This is a genomic window from Pseudomonas sp. P1.31 (genome assembly GCF_001269815.1).
In the GTDB taxonomy this organism is placed as follows: domain Bacteria; phylum Pseudomonadota; class Gammaproteobacteria; order Pseudomonadales; family Pseudomonadaceae; genus Aquipseudomonas; species Aquipseudomonas rustica.
This window is the reverse complement of the sequence record NZ_LHVN01000023.1, coordinates 1-23,420: the sequence shown is the minus strand read 5'-3', so window position 1 is coordinate 23,420 and position 23,420 is coordinate 1. Positions and strand designations below refer to the sequence as shown.

At 59.9% G+C, this 23,420-nt stretch carries 17 protein-coding genes; 6 read left to right on the top strand and 11 right to left on the bottom strand.

The genetic code is table 11. The features are described 5' to 3' along the window. Nucleotides 1-18: 18 nt before the first annotated feature. The 7 genes from AD669_RS15080 to AD669_RS15050 form a co-directional block, all read right to left on the bottom strand. Complete coding sequence (locus tag AD669_RS15080; RefSeq protein ID WP_053121143.1) at nt 19-1,653, bottom strand: BatD family protein; 1,635 nt, start codon at nt 1,651-1,653, stop codon at nt 19-21. Beyond that, complete coding sequence (locus AD669_RS15075; RefSeq protein WP_053121141.1) at nt 1,650-3,389, bottom strand: tetratricopeptide repeat protein; 1,740 nt, start codon at nt 3,387-3,389, stop codon at nt 1,650-1,652. The genes AD669_RS15080 and AD669_RS15075 overlap by 4 nt, the downstream gene beginning before the upstream one ends. Further along, nucleotides 3,386-4,465, bottom strand: a complete 1,080-nt coding sequence (locus AD669_RS15070; RefSeq protein ID WP_053121138.1) for a VWA domain-containing protein — start codon at nt 4,463-4,465, stop codon at nt 3,386-3,388. The genes AD669_RS15075 and AD669_RS15070 overlap by 4 nt, the downstream gene beginning before the upstream one ends. Beyond that, nucleotides 4,458-4,955: a DUF4381 domain-containing protein gene (locus tag AD669_RS15065; protein WP_053121136.1), complete on the bottom strand. Its 498-nt coding sequence runs from the start codon at nt 4,953-4,955 to the stop codon at nt 4,458-4,460. Before AD669_RS15065 ends, AD669_RS15070 begins: the two co-directional genes overlap by 8 nt. Beyond that, the gene (locus AD669_RS15060) at nt 4,952-5,896 is read right to left on the bottom strand and encodes a DUF58 domain-containing protein (protein ID WP_053121134.1); all 945 of its coding nucleotides are present in this window, start codon (nt 5,894-5,896) and stop codon (nt 4,952-4,954) included. Before AD669_RS15060 ends, AD669_RS15065 begins: the two co-directional genes overlap by 4 nt. Nucleotides 5,897-5,901: 5 nt before the next feature. Further along, on the bottom strand, nt 5,902-6,861 hold the full coding sequence (locus AD669_RS15055; RefSeq protein ID WP_003218556.1) for a MoxR family ATPase: 960 nt from the start codon (nt 6,859-6,861) through the stop codon (nt 5,902-5,904). A 272-nt stretch (nt 6,862-7,133) separates the two neighbouring features. Continuing rightward, nucleotides 7,134-7,487: a hypothetical protein gene (locus tag AD669_RS15050; protein ID WP_053121132.1), complete on the bottom strand. Its 354-nt coding sequence runs from the start codon at nt 7,485-7,487 to the stop codon at nt 7,134-7,136. Nucleotides 7,488-7,771: 284 nt separating this feature from the next. Between AD669_RS15050 and AD669_RS15045 the strand changes: the two genes are divergently transcribed. Beyond that, entirely contained in the window at nt 7,772-9,166 is a 1,395-nt protein-coding gene (locus AD669_RS15045; protein WP_053121130.1) for a hypothetical protein, read from the top strand. Between the two features lie 480 nt (nt 9,167-9,646). Next, complete coding sequence (locus AD669_RS15040) at nt 9,647-14,542, top strand: NAD-glutamate dehydrogenase (RefSeq protein WP_053121128.1); 4,896 nt, start codon at nt 9,647-9,649, stop codon at nt 14,540-14,542. A gap of 165 nt (nt 14,543-14,707) precedes the next feature. On the opposite strand, the gene AD669_RS15035 is transcribed toward AD669_RS15040, so the two are convergent. The 4 genes from AD669_RS15035 to AD669_RS15020 form a co-directional block, all read right to left on the bottom strand. After that, nucleotides 14,708-15,421, bottom strand: a complete 714-nt coding sequence (locus tag AD669_RS15035; RefSeq protein WP_053121126.1) for a hypothetical protein — start codon at nt 15,419-15,421, stop codon at nt 14,708-14,710. Nucleotides 15,422-15,650: 229 nt separating this feature from the next. Further along, nucleotides 15,651-16,052 (bottom strand): cupin domain-containing protein, encoded by a 402-nt coding sequence (locus tag AD669_RS15030; RefSeq protein ID WP_053121124.1) that lies wholly within the window; start codon nt 16,050-16,052, stop codon nt 15,651-15,653. A 193-nt stretch (nt 16,053-16,245) separates the two neighbouring features. Further along, nucleotides 16,246-16,539, bottom strand: coding sequence for a putative quinol monooxygenase (locus AD669_RS15025; RefSeq protein WP_053121122.1), 294 nt, complete (start codon nt 16,537-16,539; stop codon nt 16,246-16,248). A gap of 123 nt (nt 16,540-16,662) precedes the next feature. Further along, nucleotides 16,663-18,096: a PLP-dependent aminotransferase family protein gene (locus AD669_RS15020; RefSeq protein WP_053121119.1), complete on the bottom strand. Its 1,434-nt coding sequence runs from the start codon at nt 18,094-18,096 to the stop codon at nt 16,663-16,665. 297 nt (nt 18,097-18,393) lie between these two features. Here AD669_RS15020 and AD669_RS15015 point away from each other — a divergent pair, with 297 nt between their 5' ends. The 4 genes from AD669_RS15015 to AD669_RS15000 form a co-directional block, all read left to right on the top strand. Further along, on the top strand, nt 18,394-18,834 hold the full coding sequence (locus AD669_RS15015) for a carboxymuconolactone decarboxylase family protein (RefSeq protein WP_053121117.1): 441 nt from the start codon (nt 18,394-18,396) through the stop codon (nt 18,832-18,834). A gap of 434 nt (nt 18,835-19,268) precedes the next feature. Further along, on the top strand, nt 19,269-21,635 hold the full coding sequence (locus tag AD669_RS15010; RefSeq protein WP_053121115.1) for a TonB-dependent siderophore receptor: 2,367 nt from the start codon (nt 19,269-19,271) through the stop codon (nt 21,633-21,635). After that, entirely contained in the window at nt 21,625-23,025 is a 1,401-nt protein-coding gene (locus tag AD669_RS15005; RefSeq protein ID WP_053121113.1) for an APC family permease, read from the top strand. Before AD669_RS15010 ends, AD669_RS15005 begins: the two co-directional genes overlap by 11 nt. A gap of 222 nt (nt 23,026-23,247) precedes the next feature. Beyond that, nucleotides 23,248-23,420 (top strand): helix-turn-helix domain-containing protein (locus tag AD669_RS15000; protein ID WP_156316163.1); only part of this gene is annotated, 173 nt, incomplete at its 3' end.

Genomic DNA, 23,420 nt, shown 5'->3' with positions numbered 1-23,420 from the left:
CTGCGATCTTTTGATCTTTTACTTCGGGTAGAGCGGTGGCAACCCGCTGTCACCCACCGGGTCGTGTACGCGCTCGGCGGTGGGAATCGTGCGGATTGCCCGCCACAAATCCTCGCCCTGCCAATGCTGCCCGGTTTCGCTGTAGAGCGCGCCATTCAAGCCATCCAGCGCATCCGACAACGGCACAAACCGCGCAGCCATGTCCGCCAGCGTCTCCGGCTGCTGACGCGCCCAGGCATCCAGCGCCTGCCGCGTCGCCTGCGGGTCATTGGCCTGGCTCGCGCGTTTGATGTCGTCGAGCAAGGTGCGCGGGCTCGGGCCGGTTTGTGCGGCGCGCAGGATCGCCGGCTGCCAGCGCGCTCGCCACCACAGACCAAAGCCGAGCAGGGTGGTGCAAGCCAGTATCAGCGTGCTGAGTTTCCACCACCACAGCGTGTCGTTATCGACGATTCCGGGTTGCAGATTGCCCGTCGGCGTATCGACCTGCAGGCTCGGGTTATTGGCGACTTGCAGGGTGCGCGCCGGCAGGCTGCTGTGTTCCAAATGATCTTCGAAAGTGTTCCACCACACCACGTCCACCGTCGGCAGGTCGATCGAGCCGCTGCGGCTCGGCACCAGCGCTTCGCGTTCTTCACGGCTGCCGATCAGGCCACGGTCGCTGCTTTGATTGCTCAGCACCGGTTGATCGGGGTAGCGGCGCAGGCCATTGACGTCGGTGGCGGGCAAGGCGGGCAATTGCGAAGCGGCCAGACCTTCGACTTTCAGGGTCAGGCTGCGGGTCAGCGAATCGCCGATCTGCGTGTGTTCCGGCTCGGGGTTCCAGCTCTCGCTCAAGCTCAGGCTGCGTGCCGGCAGCCATGGCGCATCGGCAGGATAAGTCAGCGGTTTGGGCTTGACCGTCAGCGGAATTTCCGAAGAGGTGACGCGCATCAGCTTGCCCGGCTTCGGCCCCTGTGGGCTGGCGTCCTGGGCCGGTTGCGTGTCGACCAGCGTGGCGCTGAAAGTCTGCGGGGTGATCGTCAGCAAACCGCTGTGCTGCGGATAGATCGCGTAGCGCATTTCGATGACGCCGTGGCGCACACCGTTGATGTCTTTCTCGTAGGTGCGCGTGTCGCCGAGCTGCTCAACCCGCGCATCGACGATTTGCAGCGGCGACAGGCTGCTGTCGTCGTACAGCGAAACCGAGTGATAGACGCGCACAGTCAGGATCGCCTGCGCCTGCACATACACGCTGGACTGATCGAGACTGGCTTCGATAAACACCGGATCAAGGCTGTTCTTGTCTTCGCGGGTGTCGCTTTCGACCACTTGCACGGTGATCGGCTGGCTCTGCACCTCGCCCATTTGCAGCGAGGGAATCACCACGCTGCCGTTCTCTTTGGGCAGCAGCGTAATGATCCAGCGTGTGGTCGCGCGGTTGTCGCCGTTGAGGGTATTGAGCTGGTTGACCTGCCGCGTGCCGCGCACTTCGAACAGCGGCTCCAGCGGGGTCAGGTCGGGTTTGCCGAACTGGGTGACGTCGCTGATTTCGAGGGTGAGCTCGACCGTCTCGCCGGAATTCAGGCGACTGCGATCCACACTGGCGATCAGCTCGGCCGCGTTGGCGGTCGTGCAGAGCAGCAGGGGCAGCAAGAGAGCGGTGAAGCGGGTCATCGAGTGTTTTCCTGATCCTGATGTTGTTGCTGTTCGTACCAGAATTTGCGTCGCAGCAGTTCGCCCGGATCATCCGGGATTTTGCCCAGCCATTGTTCCAGTGCCTGACGTTGCTCGCCTTCGAGGTTGTCCTCGGTCGGGCGCAGCGTCGGCACGGTGTTGGTTTCCTCTTCCTCATCGTTGCTGCCCGGCACCTCATTCGGGCCTGGCTGCGGCGGTGTGGTCGGCGGCGGTTCACTGGCAGACTCGCCGGATTGCGCCTCACTCTGGGTTTCGCTTTTCACCGCTGGTGGCGGCGCGGTGGGCGGCGGAGGTTCACCGCCCGGCAGATTCTGTTCGGGCTGCTGGCTTTCCGGTTCGACCGGTGGCGGGGTGCTTTTCTGCTTCAGCAGATTTTCCACCAGCGCCTTGTTGGTCTGTGCCGGACGCAGATCCGGTTGCAGCTCCAGCGCCTGTTCATAGGCGTCGATCGCCGCGTCCAGCTCACCGCTTTTCGCTAAAGCGTTGCCACGATTGTAGTGGGCGCGGGCATCGCTGCCTTCGGCAAAACGCTGGGCGGCGCCACTGTAGTCGCCAGCCTCGTACAACGCCACCCCTTGCCACTGGTGATCGTCAAAATGTTCTGCGGCTTCGGCGGGACGTTTCTGTTTGAGCAAGTGCAGGCCTTGCTGGTCGGGGCGCAGCCACAAGTCTTCGAAGTCAAAAGCGTAGCTCGGCTGCGGCAGGCAGAACAGCAGCGGCAGGCAAAACAGCCAGCCACGCCGCCCGGCACAGGCAGCGAGCAGCAGCAGTGGCAGCAGCAACCAATAACCCTGGTCGGCCCACGTGTCGAGGCGCACGGTCTGGCCATCGCTGCGCAAACTGCGCGGGCCGTTGAGCAGGCCGAGTGCGCCGAGATCGGCTTCATCCAGACGCGCCGCGTGGTAGTCACCGCCGACGCTATTGATGAATGCCGCCAGCCCCGGGCTGTCGAGCTGCGGCACACGGATCGCGCCTTGTTCGTCCTTGAGGAAACTGCCGTCCTCCTGCGCAATCGGCGCACCTTCGGCGGTGCCGATGCCGAGCATCAACAGCTGCGCCGATTGCCCGTTGAGCGCCCGGCGAATGCCTTGCCGTTCATCTTCGCTCAGCGACGAGCCGACCAGCAGAATCCGCCCTTGGCCGAGTGCACCTTGTTTGAGTAAATCCAGCGCTTTAGCGACGGCGAGATCGGCGCGATGACCGCTTTCCGGCATCAGCGACGGCTTCAGCGCGTCGAGCAGATTGCGGCTGGTCGCCAGATCATCCGACAGCGGCACCAGCGTGTGGGCGCTGCCGGCGTAAACAACGATCGCGGTCTGCGCATCGCTGCGCGCCTGCAACAGGTCGAACACCTTGCGCCGCGCTTGTTCCAGTCGCGTCGGTGGTGAGTCGGTGGCGAGCATCTCCGGAGTCAGTTCCAGCACGATCACCAACGGATCGGCGGGTTTCTGGCTGGTCTGTTCGACGCGCTCCCAGCTCGGCCCGAGCAACGCGAGAATCGTCAGCAACCACGCCACGCCAAGGGCCACCCACGGCAGTTTGCTGTCGCGACCGCTGCCGCCACTGAGCAGGGTGGCGTGGAACGCCGGCGGCAGAATCATCTGCCAGCGTCCGGCGCGTTTTTGCCGGTGCCAGAGTTGCCAGATCAGCCAGCCGAGCAGCGGCAACAGCAGCAACCACCACGGACGGAACCAGTGCGGCCAGAGGGCAATCATCGGCGTCTCCGCAGACGCAGGCGTTTGAGACGCTCGCGCCAGTCAGGCAGCGGACTTTGCAGATTAAGCTCCTTGTTGAACAGGCGTTGCAGCGGGTTGTCCGGCCACAATTCGCGGGCGACCAGCAACAGGCTCAACCACAGCGCCAACGCCAGCGGCCAGTGATACAACGCTTGCGCAGGACGTGCCTGGGTCGGTTGTTGGGTCACCGGTTCGAGCTGGTCGAGGGTGTCTTTGATCGCTTGCAGTTCCTGGCCATCATGCGCGCGGAAGTATTGCCCGCCGGTGACTTCGGCGATTTCCTTGAGCGCCGGCTCATCGAGATCCAGGCTTGGATTGACGCCGAGCAGGCCGGTCGAACCGCTGTCCTCAGGATTGGCGCCGATGCCGATCGGGTAAATCTTCACGCCTTCACTGGCCGCCAGTTTTGCCGCCGTCAACGGATCGATTTCGCCGCCATTGTTGGCGCCGTCGGTGACCAGAATCAGCACACGGCTTTGTGCTGGACGCATGCGCAAGCGTTTCAGGCCCAGACCGATGGCGTCGCCGATGGCGGTGTTCTTGCCGGCAATGCCGATCCGCGCTTCATCGAGCCAGACGCGCACGGTGTGGCGGTCAAAGGTCAGCGGTGCTTGCAGGTACGCCTGACTGCCGAAGAGGATCAGGCCGACCCGGTCGCCGTCACGGCTTTCCAGGAAGTCACCGAGCAGATGCTGCACCAAGGACAGGCGACTGACTTCTTCGTCCTGCCACTGCATGTCGGGGAAATCCATCGAGCCAGACACGTCCACCGCCACCAGCAAATCACGGCCACTGGCGGCAATCGGCAACGGTTCGCCGAGCCATTGCGGGCGAGCAGCGGCAGTCAGTAGTAGCAACCACAACAACATGAACGGCGCTTGCTGGCGCCACGCAGGCAAATTGGCGCGGGCACGACGGCGGGCGAGGCCTTCGAGGTCGGACAGAAAGCTGACTTTCAGCGCCGGTTCGCCGCTGTCGGCCACCGGCAATACGAGGCGCATCAGCCACGGCAGCGGCAACAGCAGAAAAATCCACGGCCATGCGAACTCAAACATGTTTGCGAATCCACGTGTCGACGGCTTGGGTCAGGCCGGCAATGGCTTTGTCGTCGAGTTTGCATTCCGGTTTGTACGCGCCTTCGACCAGCACCATCCAGCGCGTCAGGCCAGCGGCGGGGCAACGGTTGTCGAGGAACGCCAGCCATTTTCGGCCATTAAGGGTGTGGCTCTGGCTGTAGGGATAATGGTTGCGACACAGGCGTTTGAGCAGGCCATTGACCTGTTGCAGCCACGCGCCGGCCGGGGCGCCGTCGTAGGGTTTGGGCATTTGCGCCAGTTCTGCGAGGGCGGCAACGCGCACCGGATCGAGTGGCTGTTCAGCGCGCACGATCGGGCGTTTCTTCATGGGAATGAAACGGCGCAGGCGCCACACGGCGTAACCGAGCAGCGGCAATAACAGCAGCAATAACCACCAGCCCGGCGCCGGAGGCCAAAAGGCAATCGGCGGCGGCGAGATCAGCGGTTGCAATTGGTCGAGGCCGTTCATCGACCTTTCCCCGGACGCTGCGGATTGAGGAATTCGCGCATCTGTTCGACCATTTCACTCTGCGTGCTCAACGGCATCAGCAGCACCCGCAGCTTCTGCGCGAGCAATTCCCAGCGAGCGATGCGCGCTTCGGCCTGCGCGCGATAGGTTTGGCGCAAATCAAAATTCAGCGTGTCGAGCTCAAGCTGGGCGCCACGTTCGGCGAAGCGCAGAAGGCCGGCGGCGGGGAGGGCGTGATCGAGTGGATCGGATATCGGCAGCATCAGCAAATCGCAATGGCGCGCCAATAAGCTCAGTTGTTGCTCGGCGCTATCGGACAGCGCGCGCTCATCGCAAATCACAATGGCCAGACTGCCGGGGCGCAGCACTTCGCGGGCGCGGCGCAGGGCTACGCCGAAGGCATCGCGATCCGGCTCACGTTCGCTGTGCAGCGATTGATTGACCTTGACCAAACGGTTGAGCAATTGCAGCAGGCTCTGCTTGCTGCGCCGTGGTTTGATTTCGTAGTGCTCGTTGTCGCCGAACACCAGCCCGCCGACCCGGTCGTTGTGGCCGAGCGCGGCCCAGCCGATCAGCGCTGCGACTTGTGCGGCCAACACCGATTTGAACATCAGCCCCGAGCCGAAAAACAACCGCGTGCTTTGCTCGACCATGATGAAAATCGGCCGTTCGCGTTCTTCATGGAACAGCTTGGTGTGCGGCTCTTGCGTGCGAGCGGTCACGCGCCAGTCGATGGTGCGCACGTCGTCGCCGGCCTGATACACGCGCACCTGGTCGAAGTCGACACCGCGACCACGGAATTTCGAGTGATGCAGGCCGATCAGCGGGCTGCGCTGGCTCGGCGTGGAAAACAGCTGCACTTCACGCACCCGGTGACGCATCTCGATCAGCTCGGCGAGGCTGACGCGGATGCCCGGTTGGGAAGGCTGGGGGGCGTTCATGGGGGTCAAGCGACGGCTACGACGTCGAGAATCCGCTGCACCACCCGATCCTGATCGATGCCGGCGGCTTCGGCTTCAAACGACAAGATGATGCGGTGACGCAACACGTCGAACAGCACCGCTTGAATGTCTTCCGGGCTGACGAAGTCGCGACCGGCCAGCCAGGCGTGGGCGCGGGCGCAGCGGTCGAGGGCGATCGAGCCACGCGGGCTGGCGCCATAGGCAATCCACTCGGCCATTTCCGGATCGAACTTGGCCGGCGTACGGGTGGCCATGACCAGTTGCACAAGGTATTCCTCCACGGCATCGGCCATGTACAGACCGAGAATTTCCTTGCGTGCAGCGAAGATCGCCTGCTGGCTGACCCGGCGCTCGGGCTTGGTTTCGCCGTTCAGTGCTTCACCACGGGCCTGCTGGAGGATGCGGCGTTCGACGGCGGCATCCGGGAAGCCGATTTTTACGTGCATCAGGAAGCGGTCGAGCTGGGCTTCCGGCAGCGGATAGGTACCTTCCTGCTCGATCGGGTTCTGCGTGGCCATCACCAGAAACAGTGGCGACAGCTCGTAGGTGCTGCGGCCGACACTGACCTGACGCTCGGCCATGGCTTCGAGCAGCGCCGATTGCACCTTGGCCGGCGCGCGGTTGATTTCGTCCGCCAGCACGAGGTTGTGGAAGATTGGCCCTTGCTGGAACACGAAACTGCCGGTTTCCGGGCGATAGATCTCGGTGCCGGTGATGTCGGCGGGCAGCAGATCAGGGGTGAACTGGATGCGATGGAACTGGGCTTCGATGCCCTCGGCGAGTTCTTTGATCGCTTTGGTCTTGGCCAGACCCGGGGCGCCCTCGACCAGCATATGGCCGTCGGCGAGCAGGGCGATGAGCAAACGCTCGATGAGTTTTTCCTGGCCGAGAATCTGCGTTGAAAGAAAGGTTCGCAGCGCCAGCAGCGCTTCACGATGTTCCATCGGTGACTGTTCCTGGAAAGGGGTGGCCACAGGCGTTCGGATAACGCCGGGGCTGGGGGCGTTACTTTAATCCATCGCGGGGGGTGGCGACTAACGGCATTTTTCGCAAAGTGCGGGAAATGACTGGGGGAATTGTTGGATTTTTGTAGTACCGGGGAGGGGTAGTGTTCTTTCGGACGCCTTCGCGAGCAAGCTCGCTCCCACATTGACGGGGTGCACGCAGTTCAAATGTGGGAGCGAGCTTGCTCGCGAAGAGGCCTATTCAGACACCATCAAACTTCGTTGATGAAGGTTCCCGTCCCGTCGAGGATATTCGTCAACGTCTCGACAACCTCATCCAGATCAACCATATCCGGGTTAAAGCTGATCTCCAGCACATCATCCCCATTCAACGCATCAGCATCCGCCGCGCCGATTTCAATCTTCAGAAGCGTTGAGCTCAACGTGACCTTCACGCCGTCCAGCGTCGAAGGCTCGCCGTCCAGGGTGATTTCCAGCTCATCCTCGTCCGGATAGCGGCTCATCAGGAACATGTCGCCCTTGTCGCTGTGGCAGCAGAGCATGGCCATGTTGTCTTCTTCGTCGTCGCATGGGTTGACGATCAATAGGGCGGTGGTCATTTGCATGGGGAATTCCTGGGTGGCTAACGCGGTAGACAGTGCGCAAAAAGTGCGATTTTGCCAGCCTGAGGGAAATTCTGCTGAAACATCGTCGAGTGCAGGGCTGTTCTTAAAGACTATTCCCAGAGTCGAGTAAGAAAAATCCGCTGGCCTCGTAGGGTTTTTGAGAAGAATGAAAATAGAGTGAATTGGAGGCCTTTTCGCTTGTTTTGGCGGATGTTTGCCGTCAGATTTTGCTGTTCGAACGCAACGGAGTGCGATGGCCAACATGCAAAAAAGGATGTCTTTTGATGAAGCGATATTTCCAATGGGCGCAAGAAATCAGTCATCTGTCCGAGGAGCAGGTGGAACAGCTTTACCAGCGCTACCTCAACGGCGAAAAAACCGCCGACCTGATCGCCGAGTACAAACTGCCGGATACCGTACGCAGTGTGTTGAAAGTGCTGCCGCCGATCGTCAGTGCCGAACTGACATGCCCGTATTGTGAATTGCCGATGTGGATGCACCGACCCTCCCGTGGCACTCCGGTTTCCCTGCGCAGTGCTTACAAATGTGTGAATTGCGAGCATCAATACTTCACCGCCGGTGCGGGCTCGCGGCGCAGCGTGTGTGGTTGTGATGCCTGTGTCCGGTTGCGCAAACAGCAACTCGCTGATCAGGCCGAACGTGACCGCAGTGATCTGGCCGCGCGCTACGGTACGCCAAGCCCACCGGTACCCTTTGCCAGTCTTGGATTCCAGCAAAAAGTTGCTCTGCTGGCGTTGCTGGATGACGGTGGCCAAGGCGCAGGCGAACGCATTGCCGCGCTTGATGCTGAAATCAGAGGGGAAAAGCTCACGTCCACCGACGCTTTCAGTGAAGAGTTGGTGAAAGGTCTGCACGAGGCGGGCGCCTTGCAGGTCGATACGGTATCGGACATTCGAGCGTTCAATCGGGCCGACGAGTTCAGCATCAGCACGTATTCGGCCGTTTACTGGCGGGCCAACGTCGCCCTGGACGAGGGCGTGCGCTGCACGCGCGATATGCTCTATCTGGCCCTGTACGAAGAGTTGTCCGGGCCTGTACTGCCAGGGTGGAAACGTGAGTTGTACGCATTGATCTTCAGGCTCGCGCGGGAGGAATCCATTCAATACGTTCACCTGCAGGCCAATATGGTCGGTATGGCGTTCACCGCCGAAGCCCGCGCCGACTCGGTGATCGGCACGTTGCTGCAGAACTTCTCGGTCAGTCAGATCTACTACTTCGCCAGAGTCGCGGTCAAAAGCGCTGCGCATTTCTATGCCACCGGCAACTCCAAGGGTCGCACCCACGCCTCCAACACCATTCCGCGCAACATGCAGAGTACCGCGCAACTGGCCTTGGCGGAGAACTGGCGCAAGGACAGCTACCGCGATACACGCGTGCCGCAGCCGGCCATGACCCGCCTGCTTTACGACGTCGTGCTCAAGGACAGTGGTGCCGGTTTTTCCAAGTCGCCGGGGCTGTTCTGGCGAGACGAATTTGTGCCTCGGTTTCTCACGGGCTCGCCGGTCGCCGCGCCACAGGTCGACTATCCGCAGTTGTTCTGCCGCGAGTGCGACTCCAGCAATATCGACGCCAGCATGGACAAATTGACCCTGCAGATGCAGTGCTACGACTGCGCCACCGTGAGCAAATTCCGGGCGTATGAAGAGTTGCCGGACTGATCCGTGTCAAAAGCCAGTGCTGAACCGGATGCCACGCTCAGGGTCGATAGAACGGCCCTGAGGGTTTTCGTTTCTGGATATGTAGCCGCCACGGGTCGGCGATTGGCACGAGTGTCCCGTAAAACCGGGCATTCCCCCCGTCGTTTTCCGCCACGGCTGCTAGTGTTTACCGGTGCGAAAGCCTTCATTTACCTGCCTATGAACGAATATGTCGCAGCACCGCAAGCAGACACATTGTCGCAGCCATTAAGCTGCGCAACGGATGAGCACCCGTAAAGGCATTGTCGGCAAACCTGGCAGTCGCTTTTGCAGATGCCCATTCAATGGAAGGTGAATGTGACCTGAGTGTCTCGTCCAGCTTCACCCACCTGTCCCCCTGTTTCCTCTGCCCGAGAATCAGGAACAGGGCGACACAAGCCCCGAAAGGGGTGTTGCACGCGACGCTTTCCATCAATAACAAGCTTAAGCGGAGTACCACAGATGGCGTTCTTCACCGCAGCCAGCAAAGCCGACTTCCAGCACCAACTGCAAGCGGCACTGGCGCAGCACATCAGTGAACAGGCACTGCCACAAGTGGCGCTGTTCGCTGAACAATTCTTCGGCATCATTTCTCTGGACGAGCTGACTCAACGTCGCCTCTCCGACCTCGCTGGCTGTACTCTCTCTGCGTGGCGCCTGCTTGAGCGCTTCGATCACGCGCAACCACAAGTGCGCGTTTACAACCCCGATTACGAGCGTCATGGCTGGCAGTCGACCCACACCGCGGTCGAAGTCCTGCACCACGACCTGCCATTCCTCGTCGACTCGGTTCGTACCGAACTGAACCGTCGCGGCTACAGCATCCACACCCTGCAAACCACCGTGCTCAGCGTGCGTCGTGGCAGCAAGGGCGAGTTGCTGGAAATCCTGCCGAAAGGCACCCAGGGCGACGGCATTCTGCAAGAGTCGTTGATGTACCTGGAAATCGACCGCTGCGCCAACGCGGCCGAACTGAATGTGCTGAGCAAAGAGCTGGAACAGGTTCTCGGTGAAGTCCGCGTTGCGGTCGCCGATTTTGAGCCGATGAAAGCCAAGGTGCAGGAAATCCTCACCAAACTCGACAACAGCGCGTTCGCCGTCGATGCCGAAGAAAAGAACGAAATCAAAAGCTTCCTGGAATGGCTGGTGGGCAACCACTTCACCTTCCTTGGCTACGAAGAGTTCGTGGTCACCGATCAAGCCGATGGCGGCCACATCGAGTACGATCAGAACTCCTTCCTCGGCCTGACCAAACTGCTGCGCACCGGCCTGACCTACGACGACCTGCGCATCGAAGACTACGCGGTGAACTACCTGCGCGAACCGACCCTGCTGTCGTTCGCCAAGGCTGCGCACCCGAGCCGTGTGCACCGTCCGGCTTACCCGGATTACGTATCGATCCGTGAAATCGACGCCGACGGCAAAGTCATCAAAGAACACCGTTTCATGGGCCTGTACACCTCGTCGGTGTATGGCGAGAGCGTGCGGGTCATCCCGTTCATTCGCCGCAAGGTCGCCGAAATCGAACACCGCTCCGGCTTCCAGTCCAAGGCTCACTTGGGCAAGGAACTGGCGCAGGTACTCGAAGTGCTGCCGCGTGATGACCTGTTCCAGACCCCGGTCGACGAGCTGTTCAGCACCGTGATGTCGATCGTGCAGATCCAGGAACGCAACAAGATCCGCGTGTTCCTGCGCAAAGACCCATACGGTCGTTTCTGCTACTGCCTGGCCTACGTGCCGCGCGACATTTATTCCACTGAAGTTCGCCAGAAGATCCAGCAAGTGCTGATGGAGCGCCTGAAGGCTTCCGACTGCGAATTCTGGACGTTCTTCTCCGAGTCCGTGCTGGCTCGCGTTCAGCTGATCCTGCGTGTCGACCCGAAAAACCGTCTCGACATCGATCCGCTGCTGCTGGAAAAAGAAGTCGTCCAGGCTTGCCGCAGCTGGCAGGACGACTACGCCGCACTGACCGTCGAAAGCTTCGGCGAAGCCCACGGCACCAACGTGCTGGCGGACTTTCCGAAAGGCTTCCCGGCCGGTTACCGCGAGCGTTTCGCTGCGCATTCGGCCGTGGTCGACATGCAGCACCTGCTGAGCCTCAACGAAAAAAATCCGCTGGTGATGAGCTTCTATCAGCCGCTGGGCCAGGTCTCCGGCCAACGCGAGCTGCATTGCAAGCTGTACCACGCCGACACGCCGCTGGCGCTGTCCGACGTGCTGCCGATTCTGGAAAACCTCGGCCTGCGCGTGCTGGGTGAATTCCCGTACCGTCTGCGTCACACCAATGGCCGCGAGTTCTGGATTCACGACTTCGCGTTCACCGCCGCTGAAGGTCTGGATCTCGACATCCAGCAACTCAACGACACCCTGCAGGACGCCTTTGTCCACATCGTCCGTGGCGAAGCCGAGAACGATGCGTTCAACCGTCTGGTGCTGACTGCCGGTTTGCCTTGGCGCGACGTTGCACTGCTGCGCGCTTACGCCCGTTACCTGAAGCAGATTCGTCTGGGCTTCGATCTGGGTTACATCGCCAGTACCCTGAACAACCACACCGACATCGCTCGCGAGCTGACCCGGTTGTTCAAGACCCGCTTCTATCTGGCGCGCAAGCTCAGCGACGACGACCTGGAAGACAAGCAACAGCGTCTGGAACAAGCGATTCTGACCGCACTGGACGACGTTCAGGTGCTCAACGAAGACCGCATCCTGCGTCGTTACCTCGACCTGATCAAAGCGACCCTGCGTACCAACTTCTATCAGACTGATGCCAACGGCCAGAACAAGTCGTACTTCAGCTTCAAGTTCAACCCGCACGCGATCCCTGAACTGCCGAAGCCAGTGCCGAAGTTTGAAATCTTCGTCTACTCGCCACGCGTTGAAGGCGTGCACCTGCGCTTCGGTAACGTCGCCCGTGGCGGTCTGCGCTGGTCCGACCGTGAAGAAGACTTCCGTACCGAAGTCCTCGGCCTGGTAAAAGCTCAACAAGTGAAGAACTCGGTCATCGTGCCAGTGGGCGCGAAGGGCGGCTTCCTGCCGCGTCGCCTGCCTCTGGGCGGCAGCCGTGACGAGATCGCGGCCGAGGGCATCGCCTGCTACCGCATCTTCATTTCCGGTCTGCTGGACATCACCGACAACCTGAAAGACGGCGCGCTGGTGCCGCCATTGAACGTGGTGCGCCACGACGATGACGACCCGTACCTGGTAGTGGCGGCGGACAAGGGCACTGCGACCTTCTCCGACATCGCCAACGGCATCGCCATCGACTACGGCTTCTGGCTGGGTGACGCGTTTGCGTCCGGTGGTTCGGCCGGTTACGACCACAAGAAAATGGGCATTACCGCCAAAGGCGCGTGGGTCGGCGTACAACGTCACTTCCGCGAGCGCGGCATCAATGTTCAGGAAGACAGCATCACTGTTGTCGGCGTCGGCGACATGGCCGGTGACGTGTTCGGTAACGGCTTGTTGATGTCAGACAAGCTGCAACTGGTCGCTGCCTTCAACCACCTGCACATTTTCATTGATCCAAACCCGAACCCGGCGACCAGCTTCGTCGAGCGTCAGCGCATGTTCGACCTGCCGCGTTCGGCGTGGACCGACTACGACACCAGCATCATGTCCGAAGGTGGCGGTATCTTCTCGCGCAGCGCGAAGAGCATCGCAATCTCCCCGCAGATGCAGGAACGCTTCGACATCAAGGCTGACAAGCTGACCCCGACCGAACTGCTGAATGCCTTGCTCAAGGCGCCAGTGGATCTGCTGTGGAACGGCGGTATCGGCACTTACGTCAAGGCCAGCACTGAAAGCCACGCCGATGTCGGCGACAAGGCCAACGATGCATTGCGCGTAAACGGCAACGAGCTGCGCTGCAAAGTCGTGGGCGAGGGCGGTAACCTCGGCATGACCCAACTGGGTCGTGTGGAATTCGGTCTGAATGGCGGCGGTTCCAACACCGACTTCATCGACAACGCCGGCGGCGTGGACTGCTCCGACCACGAAGTAAACATCAAGATCCTGCTGAACGAAGTGGTTCAGGCCGGTGACATGACCGACAAGCAACGCAACCAGTTGCTGGCAAGCATGACCGACGAAGTCGGCAATCTGGTGCTGGGCAACAACTACAAGCAGACTCAGGCGCTGTCGCTGGCGGCGCGTCGTGCTTATGCGCGCATCGCTGAGTACAAGCGTCTGATGGGCGATCTGGAAGGCCGTGGCAAGCTGGACCGTGCCATCGAGTTCCTGCCGACCGAAGAGCAACTGGCCGAGCGTATTGCTGAAGGCCACGGTCTGACCCGTCCTGAGCTGTCGGTGCTGATCTCGTACAGCAAAATCGATCTCAAGGAGCAGCTGTTGGGCTCCTTGGTGCCGGACGACGATTACCTGACCCGCGACATGGAAACGGCGTTCCCGCCGACCCTGGTCAGCAAGTTCTCCGAAGCCATGCGTCGCCACCGTCTGAAGCGCGAGATCGTCAGCACCCAGATCGCCAACGACCTGGTCAACCATATGGGCATCACCTTCGTTCAACGACTCAAAGAGTCGACCGGCATGAGTCCGGCGAACGTCGCTGGCGCTTATGTGATCGTGCGCGACATCTTCCACCTCCCGCACTGGTTCCGTCAGATCGAAGCGCTGGACTATCAGGTTGCCGCTGACGTTCAGCTGGAGCTGATGGACGAGCTGATGCGTCTGGGCCGTCGCGCCACGCGCTGGTTCCTGCGTGCCCGTCGCAACGAGCAGAACGCTGCCCGTGACGTCGCGCATTTCGGTCCGCACCTGAAAGAGCTGGGCCTGAAACTCGACGAACTGCTGAGCGGCGAAATCCGTGAAAACTGGCAGGCGCGTTATCAGGCGTACGTCGAAGCCGGTGTGCCGGAATTGCTGGCGCGTATGGTTGCGGGCACCTCGCACCTGTACACCTTGCTGCCAATCATCGAAGCCTCCGACGTGACTGGCCAGAACCCTGCTGAAGTGGCGAAAGCCTACTTCGCCGTGGGCAGTGCGCTGGACATCACCTGGTACCTGCAACAGATCAGCGCGCTGCCGGTTGAAAACAACTGGCAAGCCCTGGCCCGTGAAGCGTTCCGTGATGATGTCGACTGGCAGCAACGCGCGATCACCATCTCCGTCCTGCAACAGGGCGACGGCACACTGGACGTGGAAGCACGTCTGGCACTGTGGATGGAACAGCACGAAAGCATGATCTCGCGCTGGCGCGCCATGCTGGTGGAAATCCGCGCTGCGAGCGGCACGGACTACGCCATGTACGCGGTGGCCAACCGTGAACTGCTGGATCTGGCGTTGAGCGGGCAAGCAGTAGTGCCTGCAGCGACGGCGAATGCCGAGCTTGAAACGGCATAAGTAAGCGCTGAATGAAAAAGCCCCGGTATCGTGAGATGCCGGGGCTTTTTTGTGTCTGCGAGTTTTGTGGTGCCTATTGCGGCCCTTTCGCGAGCAAGCCCGCTCCCACAGGAGGTACGAATTTCAAATGTGGGAGGGGGCTTGCTCGCGAAGAGGCCCTTACATTCAATACAACTTCTGAGCCGGTTTAGTATCAAGCATCGACACTTTATCCGCAGGCCGTGCGACTAAATTGTTGAGCGATTGGTCAAACTTTTGCAGCGCCCGAACTTGCACGTCTTGCTGCTGGTTAATATCGGCAACAATCTCTTCCGAACGTTTGAAGTCCGCCCACACCGGTGTCAGTTCTTTCGCTTCTGAACCTTTTGCCGTGCCAATGTAGTTCAAACCCGCATCATAAAAATCGGCACTGACATCAGCCTTTATATCCGAGCTGCGCGAGGTGATCAGTTGGCTGTGGGTGTCGACGATTGCGGTGACATCCGGTTTGGCTGCACGCAAGCTTTGCATGTCCGGATACACCGTCACTGAACCGAACTGGCGTTGCAGGGAGGCGTTGACCCATTCCACCGCCATGTCCGGTTTCGAGCTGGCGACGTAGGCGTCGTGGATCGGCTGTACCAGCAGGCTCTGGCCGAAACCGGTGCCGGCGTTGGCTTGGTAGTCGCGCAGGTATTCGCGGTTGCTCTGGGTGCTTGGGCTGTAGACCACGCCGAGCGATACGCCGGGACCGCTTTTTACCTGAGTGGCGCTACTGCGACCGGTTGGATGCGGCAGCAGGGTATCGAGAGACGAGACTGCTTTTGGCGCCGTCGGCACTGAACAGGCGGAGAGGGCTAAAACCGATATCGCCAACATACTGGTGAACGCAAGTTTCATGGTGTTTCTCCCGTGAAACAACATCAGTCGGAAAGTTTAAAGTTGCCGTCAATGACGGCAGTTAATTCAGACTACCCCCGTCGCACGGCAAATAAGCTGACAATTTGCTGTCTGGTTTTGTATTGAATAGTTTTATTTGCTGTAAACCGATCCGGTTAATTGCATCGGGATATAAAAAGGCGCAAATCGGCAATTTGCGCCTTTTTATTTATGGCTGGCTAAACAACCATCAGTTTTTCAGCGGAATCAGCACTTTCTCATCCGGGGACAGCACCATGAACACCAGCAACTTGGCTGGCTTGGTTTGGCTGGCGTTTTTCGAGACCAAATGCTCGGAACCGGCCGGTTCGTACCAGAACTGACCTTTCTTATAGGTGATCGCCTGTTCGCCCTTGACCTGAGAGATCACTTCCCCTTCGAGCACGTAGGCCATCGCGGTGCCGTCGTGTTTGTGAGCGATGGAAGACTGGCCGGGTTTGTAGTCGACTTCGATCATCATGGCTTTTTTGCCGGGGGCGTTTTTCAGCATCTGGTCTTGCAGTACGGTGACTTTTTCCGAGGGGTCGTGGGCGAAGGCCGAGGTGGAGAGGGCCAGGGCGAGGGCGGCAGCGACAAGGTGCAGGGTTTTCATGGTGGATTACCGGTTGGGGGGTGGTTGGTAATCACAGTAGTCCGAGGGGCGGGGCAAGCAAACGGCCAATATTCGGGAAGATTGGGTGACCAATTACGGTTTGCACAAAAAGCAAAGATCGCAGCCTTCGGCAGCTCCTACAGTGAACGAATTCCAATGTAGGAGCTGCCGAAGGCTGCGATCTTTTGATTTTCTAAACAATGGGAAAACTGTTGAAGTCCACACTATTGGCCAACCGGCTATCAATCAGGTCTATAAACCCCTGCGCTTCAGGCCGGTTGAAATGCGCTTGCATCGCCGCTTCCGACTGCCAGCGCGCACTGACCGTCCAGCGGTGGCTGTCCTCGGGGCAGCGGTCGACCAGGTAGGAATCGCAGCCCGGCGTTTCGCGCAGGGTTTCGACGATCCTTTGCAGTTGCTTGCCCAGCTCGTCAGAGCGGCCGGCAGCAGCCTGCACCTGCACCGTATTGATCACTTCGTTGGACATTGCTCACACTCCTGAATCAGGCCGGACGAATCCTGCTCATTGAGGGATAACGCCTGTGCAGAATAGGCCTGCACCCGCCGATCACCAATAACCAATCGGCGGTTAATCCGTTAGGCCAATCGCTCAGGCAACTTGCTGGAGAATGTCGCGCAGGCGATCGAGGGCGATATCAATGTCCAGCGTCTCAATCGCGCCGAAGCCAAAGTACAAACCATCACGCGGTGTCTGCTGGTAATAAAAGCCATTGATGGCGTAGAGACCGACTTCGACCTTTTTCGCCAGTTCGATCACCAGCGGCAGGTCGATCGGCACTTTGCAAAACACCGCCATGTGGAATCCGGCACTGGCCGGCACCGCATCAAGCCAAGGCGACAGATCGCTGGCCATGCGCGCCAGAATCCGTTCGCGGCGCTGCGCATAAATCGTGTGGCAGCGGCGAATATGCTTGAGCAAACAGCCCTCGGCGATGAACTTGGCCAGCGCCCATTGCGGCAGGGTGGACGCGTGCAAATCGGTGAGCTGCTTGGCGCGGATCACCGCTTCGAGGATCGCCGGCGGCAGAATTCCGTAGCCCAGGCGCAACTCGGGCAGCAAGGTTTTCGAGAAGGTGCCTACATACGCGACGAGACCGCGCTGGTCGAGGTTGTACAGCGAATCAGTGGGCCGGCCTTCGTAGCGAAACTCGCTGTCGTAGTCGTCCTCAATGATGATTGCGCCGAGCTCATGCGCACGCACCAGCAAGGCTTCGCGGCGCGCCTGACTCATCGGCATGCCCAGCGGAAACTGGTGCGACGGCGTCACGTAAATCAGCCGCGTGCCCTCGGGAATATGTTCGACCTGAATGCCCTCGGCATCCACTGGAATACCGACCACGGTGGCGCCGTGCGTGCCGAACAGCAGGCGAGCTGGCGGATAGCCCGGGTCTTCCATCGCCACCAGACTGCCAGGACGCAGCAGCACGCGAGCGATCAGATCCAGCGCCTGCTGCGCGCCATTGCAGACCACGATGTCTTCGTCCTGACAGTTCACCCCTCGAGAAAATGCGATGTGTCGGGCAATCGCGTTGCGCAGCGACGGCAAACCTTCGGCGACGCTGTAAAAGCCTTTCGACTGAGCCATTTGCCGCATTGCATGGGCGACGCAGCGCCGCCAGTCATCCTGCGGAAACTGGCCCTTGCTGGTGGCGCCGCCAATGAAGTCGTAACGCAGCGAACCTTCCAGTGTCGGGTGCCGCAGGAATACCGGCAGATTGCGCCAGCTCTCGATCACCTCGGCACTGGCCAGTTCGCTGTGACTTTGCTTGCGCTGAACCTGCGCCGGGCGCGCGTTGACGTAGGTGCCTTTGCCGATCACGCCGGTGAGGAAGTTTTCGTAGGTCAGTTGCGCGTAAGTGTCGGAGATGGTCTTGCGCGAGATCCCCAGTTGCTCGGCGAGCAAGCGGCTGGGCGGCAATTGCGTGCCAGCGGCCAGACGCCCGGATTCGATGGCGCCGCGCAGCTGTTGGTACAACTGACCGGCGAGATCCTTGCGGCCGTTGATCACGACATGAAGTTCCATACCGACGTGGCTCCGAGGCAATGTGAAGTGCCCGCCAGATTAGCGCTGTTGGGCGATTGGCAGAAGTTGCGCAGCACAAATACCCGAAATTGGCATAAACCCCTGTAGGAGCTGCCGAAGGCTGCGATCTCTTGATGTTGCTTTTTAAGATCAAGAGATCGCAGCCTTCGGCAGCTCCTACAAGGAGTTTGTGTTGAGCCCGCTATTGGTGTGGCACTTTTCCGTGGAATTGGGGCTGTAACGCTAGCCTCTTGGCGCTTACTTTGAAGTCTTTATTGCGCCTGCCGAGATCAAGCCATGTCCCCGCGTCTGGATTACTACAGCGCTTCACCCAAAGCGATGAAAGCGATGATTGCCATGGAGGCGCTGACCAGCAACTTGAGCATCGAACAGCCGTTGCTGCAACTGATCAAGATCCGCGCCTCACAACTTAACGGCTGTGCGTTTTGCACGGATATGCATTCGGTCGAAGCCCGGCGAGCGGGGGAGAGTGATCGGCGGTTGTATGCGATTGCAGTGTGGCGTGACAGCGGGTTTTTCAATCCTCGTGAACGCGCGGCACTGGCCTGGGCGGAGGCGGTGACCTTGTTGGCGGAAAGCCATGTGCCGGATGACGTGTATCAACAGGCGCGCGAGCAGTTCAATGAAGCCGAGATGGTCGATCTGACTATCGCGGTGACCACAATCAACAGCTGGAATCGCCTGGCGGTTAGTTTTCGGCAAGCCCCAAGTGAATAGAAGTAGCCCGCCACCGTTAAATCTGTAGGAGCAAAGCTTGCTCGCGAAAGCGGTGGCTCATTCAAAGAATATGTTGGCAGGTATGGCCTCTTCGCGAGCAAGCTCTGCTCCTACAAGGTTTCGGTAGATTAGTTGTTGTTAGTTGGATTTAGTGTTGCCTGGGCAACACTTATGTTGCTCTAAGCACACTCCGCCAAGCCGATATAACCTAAGCGTTATTGGTTCTTTTGCCACAGCCCTCCGCTCGTCTAGCATCGGCCTCCAAGGGGAAAAGCTTACTTTTGGGGATCCTGCGTTCTATTTGCACTTTCCGATCTAACAGCCTTCGCTGCCTTCCTGTTTTATAAAACTACAGCAGACATTGCCGTGCACTGATGGCCGACGACTTTTGGTTGGCAGGGCCGGGTATTAGCTGCGATTCAAGGAGCTGTTGCATGTATTACCGTTCGCGTTCATTACTCGCTGCTGCTGTGCTCACGTCCATCTGGCAACTTCCCGCGCAAGCTGACGATGAAGCCAAACTCGATACCGTATTGGTGACCGGCACTCGTGGCACGTCCCGCACCGTGCTGGATTCGCCAGTGCCGGTCGACGTGCTCACCGCTGATGACCTGAAAGCCGCCGGCGCGGCGGATGGCGAATTGGGCGCAGCGTTGCAGACGCTGTTGCCATCGTTCAGCCTGCCGCGCCAGTCCAACTCCGGCGGTGCCGACCATGTACGCGCCGCTCAACTGCGCGGCATGAGCCCGGATCAGGTGCTGGTGTTGGTCAACGGCAAACGCCGGCACACTTCGGCGGTGGTCAACGACTCCTCGAAAATCGGTCGCGGCACGGCGCCGGTGGATTTCAACTCAATCCCGATCAGCGCGATCAAACGCATCGAAGTGCTGCGCGATGGCGCCGGTGCGCAATACGGCTCCGATGCGATTGCCGGGGTGATCAACATCATCCTCGACGACGCCCCCGAGGGCGGCGAAGTGACGACGAGCTACGGCGCCTACCACACCCATCAGGACGCGATTGGCAAAACCACCACCGACGGCCAGAACAGCGTGACCACCGCCAAGATCGGCACGCGCCTCGGCGAGGAGGGCGGCTTCATTCGCGGCGGCACCGAGTACAAGGATCGCAACCCGACCAATCGCGCCGGTTTCGACGGCTTCGACGACATCCCCAACCAGCGCAACTACGTGATGGGCGACGGCATCGCCCGCGACGTCAACCTGTGGTTCAACAGCGAACTGCCGCTGGCCGGCGGCAAGGCCTACAGCTTCGGCACCTACAACCAGCGCCACACCACCGGCGCCGAATTCTATCGCTACCCGTACGAGCAGCCGCAGTTCTACCCCAACGGCTACCTGCCGCAATCGCTCGGCGACAACAAGGACGTCTCCGCCACTGCCGGGTTCAAAGGCATGATCGGCGACGACTGGGACTTCGACAGCAGCGTCACCCATGGCCGCAATCGCTTCGATGGATCGACCCGACGCACCCTCAACGTCAGCCTCGGTGAAGACTCTCCCACCGAGTTCGATACCGGCGATTACGAGTTGCGCCAGACCACGACCAACCTCGATTTCACCCGCGAACTGCGCCTCGGCGAACGCTCATTTGTGTTGGCCGTCGGCGGCGAATACCGCTACGAAAACTACCTGACTTACGCCGGTGACGCGGCTTCTTACGTTGGCTCCGGAGCCGATGGCGCCAATGGACTGCGCCCGAGCGAAGAGTCAGATCTGGATCGCAATGTGTTCGGCACTTACGCCGAGTTGTCCGGCGATCTCACCGACCGTTTCTTCGTCGACGCCGCCACGCGTTGGGAGCATTACGACGACGCCGGCAGCAAACTCACCGGTAAACTCAGTGGCCGCTACAAACTCACCGAGCAGTGGGCGGTGCGCGGCGCAGTGTCGAACAACTTCCGCGCGCCGTCTCTTGCGCAGAGCGGTTTCCAGAACACCACCAGCAACTTCGGCGACGGCGGCACGCTGACTGACATTCGCGTGCTCTCGGTTAACGATCCGATTGCCCGCGCATTGGGCGCAGAAAAACTTGATCCGGAAACCTCGAAAAACTTCAGCCTCGGCCTGACCTTCCAGTTGAACGAACGCTTCGATGCGTCGCTGGACGTGTTCCGCATCGACGTCAAAGACCGCATCACCCTGTCGCAACGCATCGGCAGCGATGCGCTGGAAAACTACATCAATGACAACTTCGGCGTGGCCGGCATACATGACGTCAACTTCTTCACCAACGCCGCCGACACCAGCACCCACGGCGCCGAACTGGTGCTCAACTATCATCAGCCGTTCTACGAAGGGCAACTCGGCCTGACCACCGCGTACACCTACAACCACACCAAAGTCACCAGCACCAAAGGCACGCCATCGCAATTGACCGCGCTGGGCATCGGCAATGACGCGCTGGTCGGCGTCGAAGAAACCAACACCTTGACCGACGCCGCGCCGAAGGATCGCTTCATCTTTTCCGCCAACTGGGCCAGCGAACATTGGGGCTTGCTCGGACGCCTGACCCGTCAGGGCGAGACTACTCGTGTGTTTGATTTCGGTGATTCGCAACCGGAGCAGACCTACGGTGCGGTGTGGCAACTGGACGCTGAAGTCGCCTACAAATTCACCCCGAAATTCAACATCGCCGTCGGTGGCAACAACCTCACCGACAACTACCCGGAACGCTCCGGCTCGGCGATCAACTACGGCGGCAACTTGCCGTACGACGTGCTCTCGCCAATCGGCACCAACGGCGCTTACTACTACGCTCGCGCCACGTATGGTTTCTAACGCCGGGCCGGGGCGGCATCTGCCGGTGTTCCAGGCGCTGCTGATTACGCTGGGCATGGTGATCACCACCGACATCCTGAAAACCGCGCCGACCGTGGCGCTCAATGTCGGGCCCGAGCACTTCTACCTGGTGTGGGTGCTTGGCGGCGTGGCGTCGATGATCGGCGCGCTGTGCTTTGCGGAAATGGCCACAGCGTTTCCGCATCCCGGCGGCGACTACCATTTTCTGCGCACTGCGTATGGCGAGCGCATGGGGTTTCTGTTCGCCTGGTCGCGGTTTTCGGTGATGCACACCGGGTGGATTGCGTTGTCGGCGTTTATGTTTGCCGATTACGTGAATGCGGTGGTGCCTTTAGGACAGTATGGATCGGGGCTGTTTGCCGGGGCGGTGATCGCAGCGTTGGTGCTGCTGAATCTGACTGGCAAGCACATCGGTTTCATCACGCAGACATTGCTGGTTGGCTTGCTCGCGTTAGGCTTTTTGAGCATCGCCAGTGCCGGTGTTTTTCTGGCGTGGCAAGGGGTTGAACCGCCGGCGCCAAGCTCGGCGGTATTGCCGGAAAATACTGGCATGGCCGGGTTTTCGGCGGCGATGATTTTTGTGTTTCTGGCGTTCGGCGGCTGGAGTGATGCGGCGACGTTATCGGCGGAAGTGCGCGATGGTCGGCGAGGGATTTTCATCGCCATGATCGGCGCGCTGACGGTGTTGATGATTATCTATCTGGCGCTGAATTGGGCGTTTGTTCAGGGGCTGGGATTTGCCGGATTGGCGGCGAGCAATGCGCCGGCAGTTGAACTGCTCAACCGTGCTTTTGGCGCGCCCGGGGTCATGCTGATTCTGCTGATGGTGGGGATTGCGGCGATCGCCACGATCAATTCGACGTTGCTGGTTGGCGCGCGCACGACCTACGCCGCTGCTCGCGATGTACCGCAGTTGCGCAGTTTTGGTGATTGGGATGATCGCCATGGCGTGCCGCGCAAAGCGTTGCTGGCCGAAGGCGCGGTGGCGTTGTTGCTGGTGTTGTTCGGCAGTTTTACTCAGAGCGGGTTTAACACCATGGTCGAGTATTTGACCCCGGTGTATTGGTTGTTTTTGAGTTTGAGCAGTGTCGCGTTGGTCATATTGCGGCGGCGGTTTCCCGAGGTGGCGAGGCCGGTGCGGGTGCCGTTGTATCCGCTGTTGCCGTTGCTGTTTTTTGGGTTGTGCCTGTACATGCTGTATTCCAGCGTGACGGTGGTCGGGTATGGGGCGTTTTTGGGGATTGGCGTTCTTTTGGTTGGCGTGGTGGTTTTGGCCGGGTTGAGTCGCTTAACGGCAAACCCTCACCCCAGCCCTCTCCCGGAGGGAGAGGGGGCCGACCGAGTTGTCTTGAGTGATACATCGACCTGAAAAACCGAGGCGATTATGAATTTTGTAAGGCATGTTCAGCAGACCGAGCCGATTATGGATTCGCCAAAGCAAGTCCAGGTCGGCGAACCCCTCAAATATCCCCCAATCAGTTCCCTCTCCCTCCGGGAGAGGGCTAGGGTGGGTAAAGACCGGGTACATCCTTTACGTTTGAGACCGGGGACATGGTTTACAGGTATCAATCATGGTCAGGAGGTGCTGACCATGCCCTGGAATCAAGAGTCCCCAATGGATCAACGAGTGAAGTTAGTCAGCGACTGGCTTGGCGGCAGTTACACCAAGAGCCAATTAAGCCGGCGCTATGGCGTCAGCCGTCCGACCATCGACAAGTGGCTGGAACGATACGCAGCGTTGGGCGTAGATGGCTTGAAAGAGCA

Coding starts and splice junctions, on each gene's coding strand:
- AD669_RS15005 (WP_053121113.1), top strand. CDS start 21,625: ATGGTTTCTAACGCCGGGCCGGGGCGGCATCTGCCGGTGTTCCAGGCG.
- AD669_RS15025 (WP_053121122.1), bottom strand. CDS start 16,539: ATGTCCAACGAAGTGATCAATACGGTGCAGGTGCAGGCTGCTGCCGGC.
- AD669_RS15050 (WP_053121132.1), bottom strand. CDS start 7,487: ATGCAAATGACCACCGCCCTATTGATCGTCAACCCATGCGACGACGAA.
- AD669_RS15035 (WP_053121126.1), bottom strand. CDS start 15,421: ATGAAACTTGCGTTCACCAGTATGTTGGCGATATCGGTTTTAGCCCTC.
- AD669_RS15030 (WP_053121124.1), bottom strand. CDS start 16,052: ATGAAAACCCTGCACCTTGTCGCTGCCGCCCTCGCCCTGGCCCTCTCC.
- AD669_RS15075 (WP_053121141.1), bottom strand. CDS start 3,389: ATGATTGCCCTCTGGCCGCACTGGTTCCGTCCGTGGTGGTTGCTGCTG.
- AD669_RS15080 (WP_053121143.1), bottom strand. CDS start 1,653: ATGACCCGCTTCACCGCTCTCTTGCTGCCCCTGCTGCTCTGCACGACC.
- AD669_RS15055 (WP_003218556.1), bottom strand. CDS start 6,861: ATGGAACATCGTGAAGCGCTGCTGGCGCTGCGAACCTTTCTTTCAACG.
- AD669_RS15045 (WP_053121130.1), top strand. CDS start 7,772: ATGAAGCGATATTTCCAATGGGCGCAAGAAATCAGTCATCTGTCCGAG.
- AD669_RS15020 (WP_053121119.1), bottom strand. CDS start 18,096: ATGGAACTTCATGTCGTGATCAACGGCCGCAAGGATCTCGCCGGTCAG.
- AD669_RS15040 (WP_053121128.1), top strand. CDS start 9,647: ATGGCGTTCTTCACCGCAGCCAGCAAAGCCGACTTCCAGCACCAACTG.
- AD669_RS15065 (WP_053121136.1), bottom strand. CDS start 4,955: ATGAACGGCCTCGACCAATTGCAACCGCTGATCTCGCCGCCGCCGATT.
- AD669_RS15015 (WP_053121117.1), top strand. CDS start 18,394: ATGTCCCCGCGTCTGGATTACTACAGCGCTTCACCCAAAGCGATGAAA.
- AD669_RS15010 (WP_053121115.1), top strand. CDS start 19,269: ATGTATTACCGTTCGCGTTCATTACTCGCTGCTGCTGTGCTCACGTCC.
- AD669_RS15070 (WP_053121138.1), bottom strand. CDS start 4,465: ATGTTTGAGTTCGCATGGCCGTGGATTTTTCTGCTGTTGCCGCTGCCG.
- AD669_RS15060 (WP_053121134.1), bottom strand. CDS start 5,896: ATGAACGCCCCCCAGCCTTCCCAACCGGGCATCCGCGTCAGCCTCGCC.